At 58.9% G+C, this 14,984-nt stretch carries 16 protein-coding genes; 7 read left to right on the forward strand and 9 right to left on the reverse strand.

Annotation, left to right across the window (positions count from 1 at the left end; genetic code table 11):
- The first annotated feature begins 109 nt into the window (after positions 1–109).
- The 3 genes from ACLH1I_RS03075 (at position 110) to ptrB (ending at position 3,477) form a co-directional block, all read left to right on the forward strand.
- On the forward strand, positions 110–457 hold the full coding sequence (locus tag ACLH1I_RS03075; protein WP_017900213.1) for a YebG family protein: 348 nt from the start codon (positions 110–112) through the stop codon (positions 455–457).
- 179 nt (positions 458–636) lie between these two features.
- On the forward strand, positions 637–1,296 hold the full coding sequence (locus ACLH1I_RS03080; protein WP_004203389.1) for a tellurite resistance TerB family protein: 660 nt from the start codon (positions 637–639) through the stop codon (positions 1,294–1,296).
- Between the two features lie 120 nt (positions 1,297–1,416).
- Entirely contained in the window at positions 1,417–3,477 is a 2,061-nt protein-coding gene (ptrB, locus tag ACLH1I_RS03085; protein WP_032456310.1) for an oligopeptidase B, read from the forward strand.
- 3 nt (positions 3,478–3,480) lie between these two features.
- Here ptrB and exoX read toward each other — a convergent pair whose 3' ends face one another.
- A complete protein-coding gene (gene exoX / locus ACLH1I_RS03090) occupies positions 3,481–4,140 on the reverse strand; it encodes an exodeoxyribonuclease X (RefSeq protein ID WP_198080024.1) in 660 nt (219 codons plus the stop codon).
- Between the two features lie 78 nt (positions 4,141–4,218).
- Positions 4,219–4,449, reverse strand: coding sequence for a DNA polymerase III subunit theta (locus ACLH1I_RS03095; RefSeq protein WP_002911406.1), 231 nt, complete (start codon positions 4,447–4,449; stop codon positions 4,219–4,221).
- 112 nt (positions 4,450–4,561) lie between these two features.
- On the opposite strand from ACLH1I_RS03095, the gene yobA reads away from it, so the two are divergent.
- The 3 genes from yobA to ACLH1I_RS03110 are packed head-to-tail and all read left to right on the forward strand — an operon-like array spanning position 4,562 to position 6,164.
- Entirely contained in the window at positions 4,562–4,936 is a 375-nt protein-coding gene (gene yobA, locus ACLH1I_RS03100; protein ID WP_004203386.1) for a CopC domain-containing protein YobA, read from the forward strand.
- A gap of 3 nt (positions 4,937–4,939) precedes the next feature.
- Entirely contained in the window at positions 4,940–5,809 is an 870-nt protein-coding gene (gene copD, locus ACLH1I_RS03105) for a copper homeostasis membrane protein CopD (protein ID WP_043520552.1), read from the forward strand.
- Between the two features lie 16 nt (positions 5,810–5,825).
- Positions 5,826–6,164 (forward strand): YebY family protein, encoded by a 339-nt coding sequence (locus tag ACLH1I_RS03110; RefSeq protein WP_002911404.1) that lies wholly within the window; start codon positions 5,826–5,828, stop codon positions 6,162–6,164.
- A 648-nt stretch (positions 6,165–6,812) separates the two neighbouring features.
- Here the strand turns inward: ACLH1I_RS03110 and ACLH1I_RS03115 are convergent.
- Both ACLH1I_RS03115 and ACLH1I_RS03120 read right to left on the reverse strand, forming a co-directional pair.
- Positions 6,813–6,956: an Ecr family regulatory small membrane protein gene (locus ACLH1I_RS03115; protein WP_032425946.1), complete on the reverse strand. Its 144-nt coding sequence runs from the start codon at positions 6,954–6,956 to the stop codon at positions 6,813–6,815.
- 103 nt (positions 6,957–7,059) lie between these two features.
- Positions 7,060–8,028, reverse strand: coding sequence for a VirK/YbjX family protein (locus ACLH1I_RS03120; protein ID WP_151628733.1), 969 nt, complete (start codon positions 8,026–8,028; stop codon positions 7,060–7,062).
- Between the two features lie 156 nt (positions 8,029–8,184).
- Between ACLH1I_RS03120 and pphA the strand changes: the two genes are divergently transcribed.
- Positions 8,185–8,838 (forward strand): protein-serine/threonine phosphatase, encoded by a 654-nt coding sequence (gene pphA, locus ACLH1I_RS03125; protein WP_032456309.1) that lies wholly within the window; start codon positions 8,185–8,187, stop codon positions 8,836–8,838.
- Here the strand turns inward: pphA and ACLH1I_RS03130 are convergent.
- The 5 genes from ACLH1I_RS03130 to yebS form a co-directional block, all read right to left on the reverse strand.
- Positions 8,835–9,026: a YebW family protein gene (locus tag ACLH1I_RS03130; RefSeq protein WP_002911395.1), complete on the reverse strand. Its 192-nt coding sequence runs from the start codon at positions 9,024–9,026 to the stop codon at positions 8,835–8,837. The two genes, pphA and ACLH1I_RS03130, sit on opposite strands and share 4 nt — an antisense overlap.
- A 97-nt stretch (positions 9,027–9,123) precedes the next feature.
- On the reverse strand, positions 9,124–9,363 hold the full coding sequence (locus ACLH1I_RS03135) for a YebV family protein (protein ID WP_002911393.1): 240 nt from the start codon (positions 9,361–9,363) through the stop codon (positions 9,124–9,126).
- A 116-nt stretch (positions 9,364–9,479) separates the two neighbouring features.
- A complete protein-coding gene (gene rsmF, locus ACLH1I_RS03140; RefSeq protein WP_032456308.1) occupies positions 9,480–10,913 on the reverse strand; it encodes a 16S rRNA (cytosine(1407)-C(5))-methyltransferase RsmF in 1,434 nt (477 codons plus the stop codon).
- A gap of 128 nt (positions 10,914–11,041) precedes the next feature.
- Positions 11,042–13,675, reverse strand: coding sequence for a PqiB family protein (locus tag ACLH1I_RS03145; RefSeq protein WP_017900210.1), 2,634 nt, complete (start codon positions 13,673–13,675; stop codon positions 11,042–11,044).
- On the reverse strand, positions 13,644–14,927 hold the full coding sequence (yebS, locus tag ACLH1I_RS03150) for a membrane integrity lipid transport subunit YebS (protein ID WP_004203379.1): 1,284 nt from the start codon (positions 14,925–14,927) through the stop codon (positions 13,644–13,646). The genes ACLH1I_RS03145 and yebS overlap by 32 nt, the downstream gene beginning before the upstream one ends.
- Positions 14,928–14,984 lie beyond the last annotated feature (57 nt).

Consider the following 14,984-nt stretch of genomic DNA (forward strand, 5'->3'; position numbering starts at 1 on the left):
GCGGTCGATTATAAACGAAAACGTTTGCGTCTGTCTTTATGCGCGTGAGTTGAGTCCGGAAGGGAAATTTGCTATACTGTATAAAAATACAGTACTAAGAGGCTGCAGCATGGCGGTTGAAATTAAATATGTAGTGATCCGCGAAGGTGAGGAAAAAATGTCTTTTGCCAGCAAAAAAGAGGCCGACGCTTACGACAAAATGCTCGATCTGGCAGAGGTGCTGAATGACTGGCTGGTAGCATCGCCGCTGGAAATGGACGATGCCCAGCGCGATACCATGGCGATGTGGCTGGCGGAGCGTAAAGAGGCGCTGCAGCATATTCTGCGCGCCGGCAGACTGCCGGAGCAGGATGCGACTGTGCACGATGCGCCCGCGCCGTCAACGGACGCTGAGGCTTCCCCGGCGGAAGAGGCCGCCGCGCCGGCTGCCAAAACGCGGAAAGCCAAAGCGGCCTGATGGCTGGCGGTCAGTCGCTGATGGGCTGATGGGCTGATGGGCTGATGGGCTGGTCTGTCGGTCGGCAGGACCCGGTGCCGCCGCCGCGCGCACCTTTGCGCATCTTTAGCCATGTCTAACATTTCCTGACATCGCGTCGTTTAGGCTGATAACAGTGTTTGTCACCTGAGAGGAAAACCATGGCTAACTGGCTAAATCAACTGCAGTCGTTGCTCGGACAGCAGGGCGCGTCGCCGTCCGGCGAGTCGTCAAAAGGGAGCGCCCTGCTGCCCGGCGCCATCGGCGGGCTGGCGGGGCTGCTGGTGGCCAGCAAATCGTCACGCAAGCTGCTGGCGAAATATGGCACCAGCGCGCTGCTGGCTGGCGGTGGGGCGGTGGCGGGTACCGTATTGTGGAACAAGTATCAGCAGAAAATGCGTGCTCAGAACACGCCCGCTCCGACACCCGAGACGGCTGCGGCGCCGACGGAGGTCGATCCGCGCAGCGTGCGGTTGATCACCGCCCTGGTGTTTGCCGCCAAAAGCGATGGTCATATCGACGATCACGAGCGGGCGAGGATTGAAGCCCAGCTTCGGGAGGCCAATATTGACGTGCAGGCCCGGGTGCTGATTGACCAGGCGCTGGCTCAGCCGCTGGATCCGCAGCGTCTCGCCGAGGGCATCGTTGACCCGCAGGAGGCGCTGGAGATCTACTACGTCAGCTGCGCGGTGATTGATATCGACCACTTTATGGAGCGCAGCTATCTCAACGCCCTGGGTGAGGCCCTGGCGTTGCCAAAAGATGTCCGGGCCGACATCGAACAGGACATCCAGTCACAAAAACAGGCGCTAAGCGTTTAAATTATCACGTTTCGCTTGCATCGCCCGCGTCTTTTGCCACCCTTATAGACACGTCATCATTCAGGCGCCACCCTGCGGCCTGAATGCTCTTGTGTCACGAAAAAGCAGCAGAAGAATAACATGCCACCTAAAGCCAAACGGATCCCTCACGCCATGACCTTGCATGGCGATACACGCATCGATAACTATTACTGGCTGCGCGACGATGAACGCGCGCGGCCTGATGTGCTGGAATATCTGCACGCGGAAAATGCCTACGGCAAGCAAGTGATGGATACGCAGCTCAGCCTGCAGGAGCGTCTGCTGAAAGAGATTATCGACCGCATTCCGCAGCGGGAAGTCTCTGCTCCCTATAGTAAAAACGGCTTTCGCTACCGGCAGGTGTATGAGCCGGGCTGCGAATACGCTATCTACCAGCGACAGTCGGTGCTGAAAGAAGAGTGGGACGAGTGGGAGATCCTGCTTGATGCCAACCAGCGGGCGGCAAAGAGCGAGTTTTACACCCTGGGCGGGCTGGGCATTGCGCCCAACAACCAGTTGATGGCGGTGGCGGAAGATTATCTCTCCCGTCGCCAGTACGGTCTGCGTTTTTGCGACCTCAGCAACGGCGAGTGGTATCCGGAGACCCTGGAAAATGTCACCTCCGGCTTTGCCTGGAGCAATGATTCACGCTTTGTGTGGTACGTGCGTAAACATCCCACCACGCTGCTTCCTTATCAGGTCTGGCGCCACACCGTCGGGACGCCGGCGCAGAGCGACGTGCTGGTCTACGAGGAAAAAGATGAGACCTTCTACGTCAGCGTGCATAAAACCACATCCCAGCAGTTCGTGGTGATTTATCTCTCCAGCGCCACCACCAGCGAAGTACTGCTGCTCAACGCCGAACTGCCAGACGCTGAGCCGGTCTGCTTCCTGCCGCGGCGTAAAGATCATGAATATAGCCTCGATCACTATCAGCACGCCTTCTATCTGCGATCCAACCGGGACGGGAAGAATTTTGGTCTCTATCGTACCGTGCTACGCGATGAAGATCAGTGGACCACGCTGATCCCGCCGCGTCACGACGTGATGCTTGAAGGATTTACCCTGTTTACCGACTGGCTGGTCGTCGAGGAGCGTCAGCGCGGCCTGACCAGTCTGCGGCAGATTAACCGCAAGACCCGGGAGGTGGTGGGGATCGCCTTTGACGATCCGGCCTATGTCACCTGGCTTGCCTATAATCCGGAGCCCGAAACGTCGCGCCTGCGCTACGGCTACTCCTCGATGACGACGCCCGACACCCTGTTTGAACTGGATATGGATACCGGCGAACGACGGGTGATCAAGCAGCAGGAGGTGAAGGGGCTGGACACCCGCTGCTATCAGAGCGAGCACCTGTGGGTGACCGCCCGCGATGGCGTCGAAGTCCCGGTCTCGCTGGTCTACCATCGCGACCATTTTCGTAAAGGGAGCAATCCGCTGCTGGTCTATGGCTATGGCTCGTATGGCGACAGTATCGATGCCGATTTCAGCGCCAGTCGGCTGAGCCTGCTCAACCGCGGCTTTGTCTACGCCATCGCCCACGTCCGCGGCGGCGGCGAGCTGGGTCAGCAGTGGTATGAGGACGGTAAATTCCTGTGTAAGAAAAATACCTTTAACGACTATCTCGACGTCTGCGACGCGCTGCTGGCTCAGGGGTACGGCGACCCGCGGCTCTGCTATGGCATGGGCGGCAGCGCCGGCGGGATGCTGATGGGGGTGGCCGTTAACGAGCGTCCAGAGCTGTTCCACGGCGTGATAGCCCAGGTGCCGTTCGTCGACGTGGTAACCACGATGCTGGATGAGACCATTCCGCTGACGACCGGCGAATTTGAAGAGTGGGGGAACCCGCAGGATGAAACCTATTACCACTACATGAAAAGCTACAGCCCCTACGACGGCGTGAAGGCGCAGGCGTATCCGCATATGCTGGTGACCACCGGGCTGCACGATTCCCAGGTGCAATACTGGGAGCCGGCGAAGTGGGTGGCAAAACTGCGTGAACTGAAAACCGACGATAACCTGCTGCTGCTTTGCACCGATATGGACTCCGGGCATGGCGGAAAATCCGGGCGCTTTAAAAGCTATGAGGGGGTGGCGCTGGAGTACGCCTTTTTCATCGCCCTGGCGCAAGGGACACTGCCGGGGAAAGCGGCAGTGTAGGGGCTATTCCCCAAGGTAATGCTTGAGCGTGAGGCGCAGTTCGGGGCTCATGCGGTCGAGATTGTTGAATAACCAGCGCAGATAGCCTGGATCGTTTTCAGCAATCTCGGCGACGGCTTTACCGCGATATTTGCCGAAGGTAAAGGTGGTGAGCAGCGCCGGCCGACCGGTGATATCGGCCATTTCGTCAGGCGTCCAGCCGGAAACGTTGATGATATCCAGCAGCAGCGCAGCGGTGATATAGCAGTCATACAGCGCCCGGTGGTGATGCAGCCCCGGCGGCGTGGCCACGTTCAGCTTACGTGATTTATAGAGCCCCATATTACTGTATTTGATCCCCGGCCACAGCCGGCGGGCCAGCTTCATCGTACAGATCCACTCGCCATGCATCTCCGGTAGCACCCGACGATCGAAGCTGGCGTTATGCGCGACGTACCACGGGCTGCCATGATAGTGCGGAATAATCTCCTCAATCCACGGCTTATCGGCGACCATCTCTTCGGTAATCCGGTGGATAGCCATCGCCTGCGGGCTGATGGGGTGGTCAGGACGCACCAGATGACTCATGGGATTGGTGATTTGCCCGTCGACAATGTCGACCGAGGCGATTTCAACGATGCCCCCCTGCAGTCCGCAGGTTTCGGTATCAATGACGCGCAGCATGGCTCGCTCCAGAGCAAAACAATAAGCGTAAAGTAATTGGTCGGGCTTGCCAACCGACGGCGAGGGGGCAAGTAGGCATTATTTCTGTTTCGGCTCCCAGGGCAGGCGGGACAGTGAAACGGAGGCCAGCCGATGGGCGATCAGCCGTTCGCGGAACCAGTCGCGCAGATGGGCGGGCTGTTCACGCTCGACCAAATCAGCGACCACCGGCATATTATACCGCTCTTTAAAGGCGACGCCGGCGGCGGCGAGATCGACGTTAACTTTATCCATCTCATCTTGCGAAATTTTGGCCAGATTTCTTTCCATCATACACTCCACTCTGCTTGTAAACCCGGTCAGGGCCTGACGCCCGGCTCGACTCTGCCATTATACAGGGTTATTCTCTGTGCTACAGACATAACAAAAGGGAATGACGAATATGCGACTTCTTGCTGGACGCGCATTGCGCCTCTCCGTTGCGTTTGCCGGGCTATTAACCGCGGCGGGCGCGCTCGCCCACGCTCACCTGCAGCAGCAGATCCCCGCCGCCGGAGCGCAGCTGGCGGCCTCCCCGCAGACGTTGACGCTCAGTTTCTCCGAAGGCATTGAACCCGCGTTCAGCGGCGTGACCGTCACCGGTCCACAGCAGCATGCGGTAGCCACCGGCAAACTGACCCGCAGCGCCGACAACCCCGCCCAGGTCACCGTGCCTGTAGCGGAAACCTTGCCGCCGGGAGAATACACTGTGGCTTGGCATGTGGTCTCAGTGGATGGCCATAAAACCAAAGGGCAATACACCTTTAGCGTGAAGTAAGCGATGCTGACCGGGCTCTACATTACTCTGCGCTTTGGGCACTTTATCACCCTGATGCTGGCTTTTGGCTGCGTGCTGTATGGCGCCTGGTGGGCGCCCGTGCCGCTGCGACGCGTACTGATGCTGCGCTTCTATCCGCTGCTGCGCCCGCTGCTGCTGATCGGCGCCCTCTCTACCCTGGCGCTGTATCTGCTGCAGGGGGGATTGATGGGCGACGGCTGGGCAGATGTCTGGCAACCCGCCGTCTGGCAGGCGGTGGCGGGCACCCGCTTCGGCGGGGTGTGGATCTGGCAGATCCTGCTGGCGTGGAGCGCCCTCGCCGTAGTGTGGATCCGTCCCCGACATGGCGCTCGCCAGCTGGTGGCCCTGCTGGCGGCCCAGCTGCTGCTTTCCGCTGGGGTAGGGCATGCCGCCATGCATGATGGTTTACTCGGCGCCCTGCAGCGGACTAATCATGCTGTCCACCTCTTCTGCGTTGCCAGCTGGTTCGGCGGCCTGTTGCCCTTTATCTATTGCCTGCGCCTGGCGCAGGGGCGCTGGCGGCAGGCCGCGGTCTATACCATGGCGCGCTTTTCACGTTACGGGCATCTGGCCGTCGCCGGCACCCTTGCCAGCGGGGCGATCAATGCGCTGTTGATCCAGGGAGGGATGATTGGCGCATCGCCCTGGGGACGTCTGCTGTTGATCAAATGTGCGCTGGTGGCCGGGATGGTGGTAATTGCGTTAGTGAACAGGTATGTTCTGGTACCGCGCATGTCGGCAAGCGGTTCGCGGGCGGAAAGTCTGATCCTGCGAACCACGCAGGCTGAGATAGGGCTGGGCGCGCTGGCGCTGCTGGCCGTCAGTCTGTTTGCCACCTGGGAACCTTATTGAATTAACTGGCAAAATCATGAAAAAAATTGTTCTGACCATGTTGTTACTGGCAAGCTCCGGCGCTGCACTGGCGGCGCCGCAAATTATCACCGTGAGCCGCTTTGAGGTAGGGAAGGAGAGCTGGGCGTTCAACCGTGAAGAGGTGATGTTGACCTGTCGTCCGGGCAATGCCCTTTACGCTATCAACCCGAGCACTCTGGTCCAGTATCCGCTCAATGAGGTGGCTGAGCAGCAGGTCAAAGCCGGCAAAACCACCGCCCAGCCGATCTCAGTGATCCAGATCGACGATCCGCAGCATCCTGGGCAAAAAATGAGCCTCGCGCCGTTTATCGAGCGCGCGCAGAAGCTCTGCTAGATTTTCGCGCTATCTCGCTGTAATGGCATAAAAAAAACCGCCCTTGCCGGACAACGGCAGTGGCGGTTTTTTGGCTGGCAGCGCCCACTTTTCCAGGAATTATTCGGCCACATTGGCCGCAGACTGGAAAAGCTGACGCGTTAAACTATTCTTATAGTGCAAGGCGACTTAGCCTGCATTAATGCCAACTTTTAGCGCACGGCTCTCTCCCAAGAGCCATTTCCCTGGACCGAATACAGGAATCGTATTCGGTCTCTTTTTATCTTAATCTGTCTGCTTTCGCGATCACCAGCGACATCCTGTCAGTCAATTCAGTCAATCACCAGGCTGGCCTCTGGATGTCCCGTTATAGCACACCGTTTTTAGCATACACAATTCATTTACACACAAATTGCATCCTGCGGAAGAACGGTATGGGGAAGGCGGAACCGTAAGCGAGGGGAGAGGAAAAGAAAAAACCTGCACCTAAACAGGCCCGGCGTGCAGGTTAACTGGCGGGCCAACATCGGAAGGCTGCTAGTATACATATTTGTATGATAAATAGAATAAACAAAACCTTATTGATTTGGCAATTCATGCGATTAGCCGTCCGCGCCCCACGAAAGGGCGGGAAATAATATTGAGGGGCGTAGTTCCGAGCGTCCGGTATTATTCCGGAACGCTGAAGGTGGGAAATATCTGACTTTCCAGATAGCAGAGTAAAAGCCAAATTTCATCGCTGAAAATAAACCATATGCTGCCCAGCAGGACGACCGCGAGAATAATCAGCAGGAAAATTTCGGTTTTACTCATCATGCTAACGACTATCCAGTGGTCTGCGGGGACCATGATAGTAGCGAAATAAGAACATAATAAGCAAACGCCGCGTGACGGGGCGAGTTCACTGGTCGTGAAATTACTCGCCCGGCAGTGGCTGCGTCAATATTGCCACCTGCTCCGCCAGCTGATCCAGCAGCTGGAATCGACGCCGGTATTCGGCCCGTTTTTTACTGGCGATGCTCTCCAGCGGTTTTCTTTCCAGACGCAGCGGTAGCTGCCAGCGCCAGGGGCTTTCCGGCTTGCCGTCGATGGATTGCCAGAATTCGTCGTAGCTGGCGTGGAAATGGCGCCCCTTGCTCAGGCGATAGCGCAGGGCGCGAAACACATGGCCATTATCGCTAACGCCGTAAATCGCTGCGATATGGCTGCGAGCGGCCAGCAGCCAGATAAACTCCAGCAGCAGGCGCTTCGGGAACAGACCGTAGCAGGCGCGGGTCGCCTGCTTGATCACCTCGTGAGAAACGTGGCGTCGCGGTCCCTGCAAGCCGCCGATGATCAGCTGCCAGGCTTTGCCATCCCAGGTCACGCTGAAGGTGGCGCTGGCCAGCAGGGTATGATCGCTGTCGCGCAGCCACAGGGTGGTTTCACCCTCACGCTCGGCCTTCCCGGCCGAAGAGGCCGAGAGGGAAAACTGGCGCTCATCCTTTCCATTGAGCGTCAGCAACGGGACCTCGCACACTGCGGTCATGGCATGCGCCAGCCGGGAACCGCGCAGGGTATCGACGTAGCGATAATGGCTTATTACCGCCATCGCCCGCTGCCAGGCGTTGAGATCGCGCGTTAGATATTGACGGTGCACTTTCCCCGGCAGCGTCGCCTGCGCCGCCAGCAGCTGGTTAAAATCGTCACGAGCGCTCAGCGCCTCCAGCATCGCTTTAGTCGGGCTATAAAATAATGCCGTGCGCAGTAGAAATTTAAAGCGGTAATTTTTCTGCCGCCATATAGGTGCGGGTGTTAATCTACCCATCACCAGATCGGCAATGAGATGCGAGCGCGGCGTAAGCACGCTGGATGAATGCAGGCTATTGTCTGTCACGATAAACACCTCGTTGCTATTTCCTGCTATTTTAAAACGAGGCGCTGATAAGCTTAATCCTCTGGCCGACTATATTTGCCGTTTGTTTAAAATCGATTGAGGTGTAAATAAAAAACAGCGGCTATAAGCTGGAATTACCTATAATTACAGCAGAGAGGTAATTATATGTATCAGCGTATTAATGGCAGAGACTGGCGTAATATCTGGCTGATGGGCGATCTGCATGGCTGCTTTGCGCTGCTGATGGCGCGCCTGCGCCGACTGCGCTTTGATCCCTGGGCCGATCTGCTGATCTCGGTGGGCGATCTGATCGATCGCGGGCCGCAAAGCGCTGACTGTCTCGGCCTGTTGCGCAGCCGCTGGTTCCGGGCCGTGCGCGGGAATCATGAGCAGATGGCGCTCGAGGCGCTGGAGAGCGGAGATATGACGCTCTGGCAGATGAACGGCGGCGACTGGTACGCCCGGAGCAACGTGCGGCAGCGGGATGACGTCGATCGCCTGCTGGCGCGCTGTCAGCGGCTGCCGTTGATTATTGAAGTGGAGTGCGCAAAAGTGCGGCATGTGATCGCCCATGCCGATTATCCGGCGCCGGTCTATCGCTGGCAGCAGCCGGTGGATCCCCAGCGGGTCCTGTGGAGCCGCCATCGTCTGAGTGAACATCTGGCCGGGCGTCATGGCGCTATCGCCGGGGCTGACCATTTCTGGTTTGGCCATACGCCGCTTCGCGCGCGTTATGACTACGACAATCAACACTATATTGACACCGGCGCTGTGTTCGGCGGCACGCTGACGCTGGTGGCGCTGCAGTCGGCAGACTAAAAGTCACTGTATTCGCTGGCGGGTTGCCAGAAGCCGTCAATAAAATCTTCTATCGGGTAGCAGCCGCCGTGGCGGATCCGCTGATCTTCCATCGCCACCAGGCACTGCGTTTCCTCGCGGTAGACGTCAACCACAATGTCCTCGCAGCCGCCATCCAGATAGCAAATAAACAACACTAAGGCAAACATCCTGGCCTCATGTTCGGGGGGACATACTGTTTAGTGTAGGGGATGACGGCGGGACGGGGAAATAAATAACCCGTCTCAGGCGACGGGTTCATTGGCGTCAGGCAAGGCGCATGACCCAGGCATCGGACTGGCGGTCGTAATGTTTACGGTAGAGGACGGAATGCTCACCATTGAGAATCGCGGGAACGCTGGTGTCGGCATCCCAGGCGTCAAGCTGCATACATAAATCTGGATCGGATTTGCAGGGAATGCTTAACGTTCGCTCACCCTGATGTTCACCATGCAGTTCGGCATCGTCTATCTCAAACGCGCCGATGCGGACATTGGTTTTACTCATCGCTTCACCCCATTTTTTCAGCTGAGTTGTGGTACGACCAGTTGCGGCCGTCATTTTTCAGCGTAGTCAATGGGGGGAAAACCGCCAGTCAAAAAGTGCGTATTTTTTGCGCGGCGTCACACCTTGCCGGCAAAAAGTTTCCCATCGCGTACCAGCTCGCGCGGGTAACTGTTCTTCAGACGGGAGCCGACGCGCTTGGCCAGGCCCAGCGGCACGCCCTGGAAGGTGACAATGACTTCATCCTGCGCTGGCGGGGTTTGCGGATAGACGTCGCGTCCGCGATACCATTCCTCCGCTTCCTCCAGCGTCAGCTCGAAGGCGCGCTGCGGCGCGGCAAAGGCAATAACCGCCTCATGCTGCCAGCGGTAACCCTTATTGTGCAGTTCCGCCAGACGCACGCCAATGCGCGAAAACCGCACCTGACCAAACAGAGGCTCCATAGACTGCGGAAACAGCCACAGCTCTTTATCCCGTTGCCACAGCGTGTGGCTCGCGTCCCATTCCAGCCCGACAGCGCGGGCGGCGGCGGTCGCCGCGGCGGCCTCCCGGCCCTTCAGCGGCGCAAACGGGAACTTGCCGACCTTGTAGCCCGGCGCCGGGAGCGGATCGATCGACGCCGTCTTGCGCAAGCGGGCGACAAAGAAGCCTTCACAATCGAAGATCTGCGGGAAGACATGCAGAAATCCCTCGGCGGTTAAGGCATCGGCCGCGCCGGGAAACAGCTCTCCCAGCGGCTGGATCGCCACCGCCTGCGGGTAGCGGGACAGCAGCCAGTGAATGACGGACTGATTTTCTTCGCGGTTAAGGGTGCAGGTCGAATAGACCAGCGTCCCGCCGGGGCGCAGGGCATGGAAAGCGCTGTCGATAAGCTCGCGCTGGGTGGCGGCGATGTCGAGGTTGCTCTCCGGCGACCAGTTTTTCAGCGCGTCCGCATCTTTGCGTACCACCCCTTCGCCGGAGCAGGGGGCATCAAGCAGAACGGCGTCGAAGGCTTCGGGCAATGCCGCGCCGAACACCCGGCCGTCGAAATGGGTCAGGGCGACGTTGCTGATGCCGCAGCGGCTGATGTTGGCATGCAGCACTTTCACCCGGCTGGCGGAGAACTCATTCGCCAGGATGCCGCCCGCATTGCCCATCCGGGCGGCGATCTGGGTGGTTTTCGACCCCGGAGCGGCAGCAACGTCCATGACTCGTTCAGGCTGCGGGTTATCGGCGAACAGGGCGGCGACCGGCAGCATTGAGCTTGCTTCCTGTATATAGAACAGACCGCTGAGATGTTCGGCGGTGCTGCCCAGCGGCAGCGCGTCGTCGTCGTCCCGCTCGATCCAGAATCCCTCCTCGCACCAGGGGACCGGCGTCAGCTGCCAACCATAGGGGGCGACCAGAGAGAGAAAATCATCGACGCTGATTTTCAGCGTATTGACGCGAATACTTCGGCGTAGCGGGCGCTGACAGGCGGCGATAAATTCGTCGAAAGAGAGGTGCGCCGGCATCGCCGCGCGCATTTGAGCAAGAAACGCTTCAGGGAAATAGACAGTATTTTCGGCCACAGGCAGCGCACCACAGAAAAAAAGGGTGCGCAGTTTAGCACAAACGCCCCGGTGCAGGACACCGGGGCGTGAGGTTTGTGTCTGCCCGCGCCCGGCGTTTGCCGGGGCGGGAGAAGGGGAGGCGAGGATTACTGCGGCAGGGCGGTGCCCCACTCCCGCCACTCTTTCGGCTCGCTCTCCAGCAGCAGGAAGTGCTTGCCGTCCTGGGCTTTCGGCGCCAGCGGCGTACCCGGCGGCGTGGCAAAGGCGATCCCGCCGCGGATAAACTGATTGAAGGTCCCGGTTTTCACCACGCCGCCAACCAGGCCGAAGTCGAGGCTGTAACCCGAGGCCAGCCAGAACACCGAGTTATTGCGCACCAGGTACTGGTAGCGCTTGCTGATGCGCATCTTAACCATGACCCGGTCAGACATCGATCCCAGCGACAGACCGGTCACCGTCCCGACTTCCAGGCCGCGGAACAGCACCGGCGTGCCGATGCCGAGCGATCCGGCCTCCGGCGCTTCCACCACGATATTCAGGCCGTCGATATAGCGCGAGTCGCTGATCGTCGTATCCTGGATCTCAAAGTCGCGGCGCGCCGGGCCGCGTCCGGGCTCAACGTTAATATAGGACTGGAACAAGGTGTCGAGATGCTCCACGCCCGCGGCGGAGATCTGCGGGGTGATCACCGAGAAGCGGGTCCCGGCGCGGGCAAACGTGCCGACGTATTCCGGATAAAGCACGGCTTTCGCCTGCACCTCGTTTTTGGCGGTGATCAGCTCCAGCGACTGGATCTGACCGATATCGATGCCGAGATAGCGAATCGGCATCCCGGCCGCCATCTTCCCGGCGTCGAACGCATGCAGGGTGATCTGGCCGCCCACGGCGCGCGCCGCCGTTTCAGAAGCGTAAAGGATGCGTTTGTTATTCAGCCGCGCATTGGCGCTGCTGCCGTTGAGGTTGTCGAAACTGATCGCCCCTTTTATGGCGCGGGCCAGCGGCGAGGCCTGAACGGTGAGTCCGTTGCCGTCAAGTTTAACCTTCGCGCCCCCTTCCGCCCAGAAGACGCTGTTGTTGGTCAGCAGGTAGCGGTACTCGGGCTTGATATGCAGATCGATATCGAAAGCGTCTTTGCGCGGTTTGACGGCGATGATCTCGCCGACGGCGAATTTACGATACAGCACCACCGAGCCAGCCTGAACGTCAGGTAGCGTCTCAGCGGAGAGGCTCAGGGTGGTGGTCGGCACTTCGCTCAGGCTGTTTTCCTGCGCCTTTTCGAGGTTGGCGTACAGCGGATAGCTGCTCTGCATTTCGCCTTTTTCACCCGGGATCACCCGGATCCCGCCGTTCACCCATTCGCTGGCGCTGGCGCCCAGCACCTGTACGCCATCAAGTCCCACTTTGACGTCCAGACGACTGTTCACCACAAACTTGCTGTCGCCGCGAATCAGATCGCGGTATTCCGGGGCAATCGCCACCTGGAAGGTTACCCCTTTGGCCGTCAGCTTGCGCTCCAGCACCTGGCCGACTTTCACTCCGTGAAGCACCAGCGGCTGGCCGCCGTCGATCCCGTAGCTCTCCGGCGCCGAAAGGGTGACGGTGGCGACATTGGGCTCCTCCAGCAGCGCTTTATCCGCTGGCATGACGGAGAAGTGATTACGTGGCTCGCCTTCGCCGGGCACCAGCTCAAAGGTATTGCCGGTGAGCAGGGCGCTGACGCTGGGGTTATCGAGGGAGATCTTCGGCTTCTTCATCTGAATCAACGTTTTCTCCCGCAGCAGGGTCACCACGCTTGGATCGACGGTCATCTCGCCAGTGACTTTGCCGCCGGGGTTAAGATTCAGTTTGCTTAACTGGCCCACTTCCAGCCCCTGATACATCAGCGGCGTCGAGCCCGCTTTCAGGCCGTCGCCGTCAGGCAGGTCAAGGGTCACCACCACCCCGCGCTGGCTGTGCGCCAGGTCTTCATACAGATGATAGTCATCGTTTTGCGACGCGACCTGCGAATCGGCAGGGGAGTCAAAGGCGATGGCACCGTTCACCAGCGCGGAAAGGTTCTCCAGCTGCACTTTGGCCCCGCTCAGGCCGACATCGGCTTTGATCCCAGAGACGTTCCAGAAACGGCTGCCTTTTTTCACCAGGTTGGTGAACCGGCGCTCGATCAGCACATCAATGGTGACCCCCTGATTATTATCATTCAGCGTGAAGTCATACACCCGCCCGACCGGGATCTTACGGAAGTAGACCAGCGAGCCGCTGCTCAGAGAGCCAAGGTCGGGCGCCTGCAGGTGGATCATCAGCTCGCCGTTGTTGATACGGTATTTTGGCTGAGTGTCGAGGGCGACGAAGTGATCTTCGGGTTCGCCCTTGCCCGGCATCATGCCGATATAGTTCCCGCCCACCAGCGCATCGAGGCCCGACACGCCGGCCAGAGAGGCTTTCGGCGTGACCAGCCAGAACTGCGTATCTTTGCGCAGCGCCTCTTTCATATCGCGCTTGATGCTGGCGGAAACTTCAATCTTGCTCAGGTCTTTACTGAGACTAATATCCTGGACGGTACCGACTTCCACCCCCTGATAGCGGATAGGCGTCCGCCCCGGCACGATGCCGTTAGCAGACTGGAAATCGATAGTAATCGTCGATCCGCGGTCGTCAAAGCTGGTCCAGATGAGCCAGGCGGCAATCAGCAGCGCGATGACCGGCAACAGCCAGAATGGCGAGATACGACGTTTGGTTTTTATTCTGGCTTCAGTCTGCGAAGCGGGCGTTTCCTGACTCATGTGCGTCCCAAAGTAAGCGGCTGTCCAGCCATTCAACTGCAAGAATAGTTAAAATTACCGCGCCGCCAAAGTAAACCGCGGCCGGCCCCATCGTAAAGGCGAGGAGCTGATCGCGATTAATGAGCGACATGGTGAGTGAGATAACAAACAGATCCAGCATCGACCAGCGGCCAATCCAGGTTATCAGCCGCAGCAGCAGGATGCGGGTGCGCAGCCCCTGCTCGCACTTGAATTGTATGCTGAGCAGCAGGGTAAATAACACTATAACTTTGGTGAATGGCACCAAAATACTGGCGATAAACACCACGCCGGCGATGGCGATATTGCTGCTGGCGAGGGAGATGATCCCGGAGAGGATGGTGTCTTCCTGGCGCGCGCCGTTGACGTAGATGATAGAGATCGGCAGCAGGTTGGCCGGTAGGAGGAAAACCAGCGAGGCAATCAGCGCCGCCCAGCTGCGCTGCAGGCTCTGCGGCCGGCGATGGTGCAGCGGCGTGTGGCAGCGTCGGCAGCGGCCGCGGGCGTCGCGGTAGCCGGTGTAGTGGCAGCCGGTGCACACCTGCAGATTGTTATCGGCGCGGGTCGCCGGCCGTTCGGGATAGAAGCGCTCCCATAGCTCTTCGACGTTCATATGGATAAGCGTCAGGATGCTCAGCAGCGTCAGGGAGATAAACGCCACCAGGCCGATGCCGGGCTGCAGAAAGGCGTAATCCTGCACCTTGATGGAGGCGACGCCGATGCCCACCAGATAGATATCCAGCATCACCCACTCCTTGAGCTTATCGAGCATCAGCAGCACCGGGCGCAGGTTCATCCCCAGCACGTTGCCCAGCCACAGATAGCTAATCGAGACCACCAGCAGTACCGGGGCGACCACCGCGCAAAACAGCACCATCGCGGCGGTAAGCGGGTCGCCCTGCGCGGTCATCTGCCAAATCCCCTGCAGGACGTTGGCGTCAATGCGAACCCCCAGCAGGTGAAGGCGCAGTAGGGGTTCGGACCAGGCAAAGGGCATTAACAGCAGCATGGCCAGGGCCATGCTGCCCAGACGGGTCAGCGACCAGTCGCGGCCATCGCGCACCTTCGCGTTACAGCGTGGACACCAGGCGCTTTGGTTGCGTTTGAGCACCGGTAAGCGGAACAGCATGTCACACTGCGTACAGCGCTGATAATGCGCATAGGGAAGCGGCGTGCTGACGGCATGCACGACCATCTTATTCGCAGGCTTAAGGGTGGGGGTTTTTATCGGCATTTATTACGTACAGGAATGAATGTATCTCACTATCTTAACCTATGAATGAATTCATCT

Source organism: Klebsiella sp. 1SOBk10mer, assembly GCF_046602535.1.
Taxonomy (GTDB): domain Bacteria; phylum Pseudomonadota; class Gammaproteobacteria; order Enterobacterales; family Enterobacteriaceae; genus Klebsiella; species Klebsiella quasipneumoniae.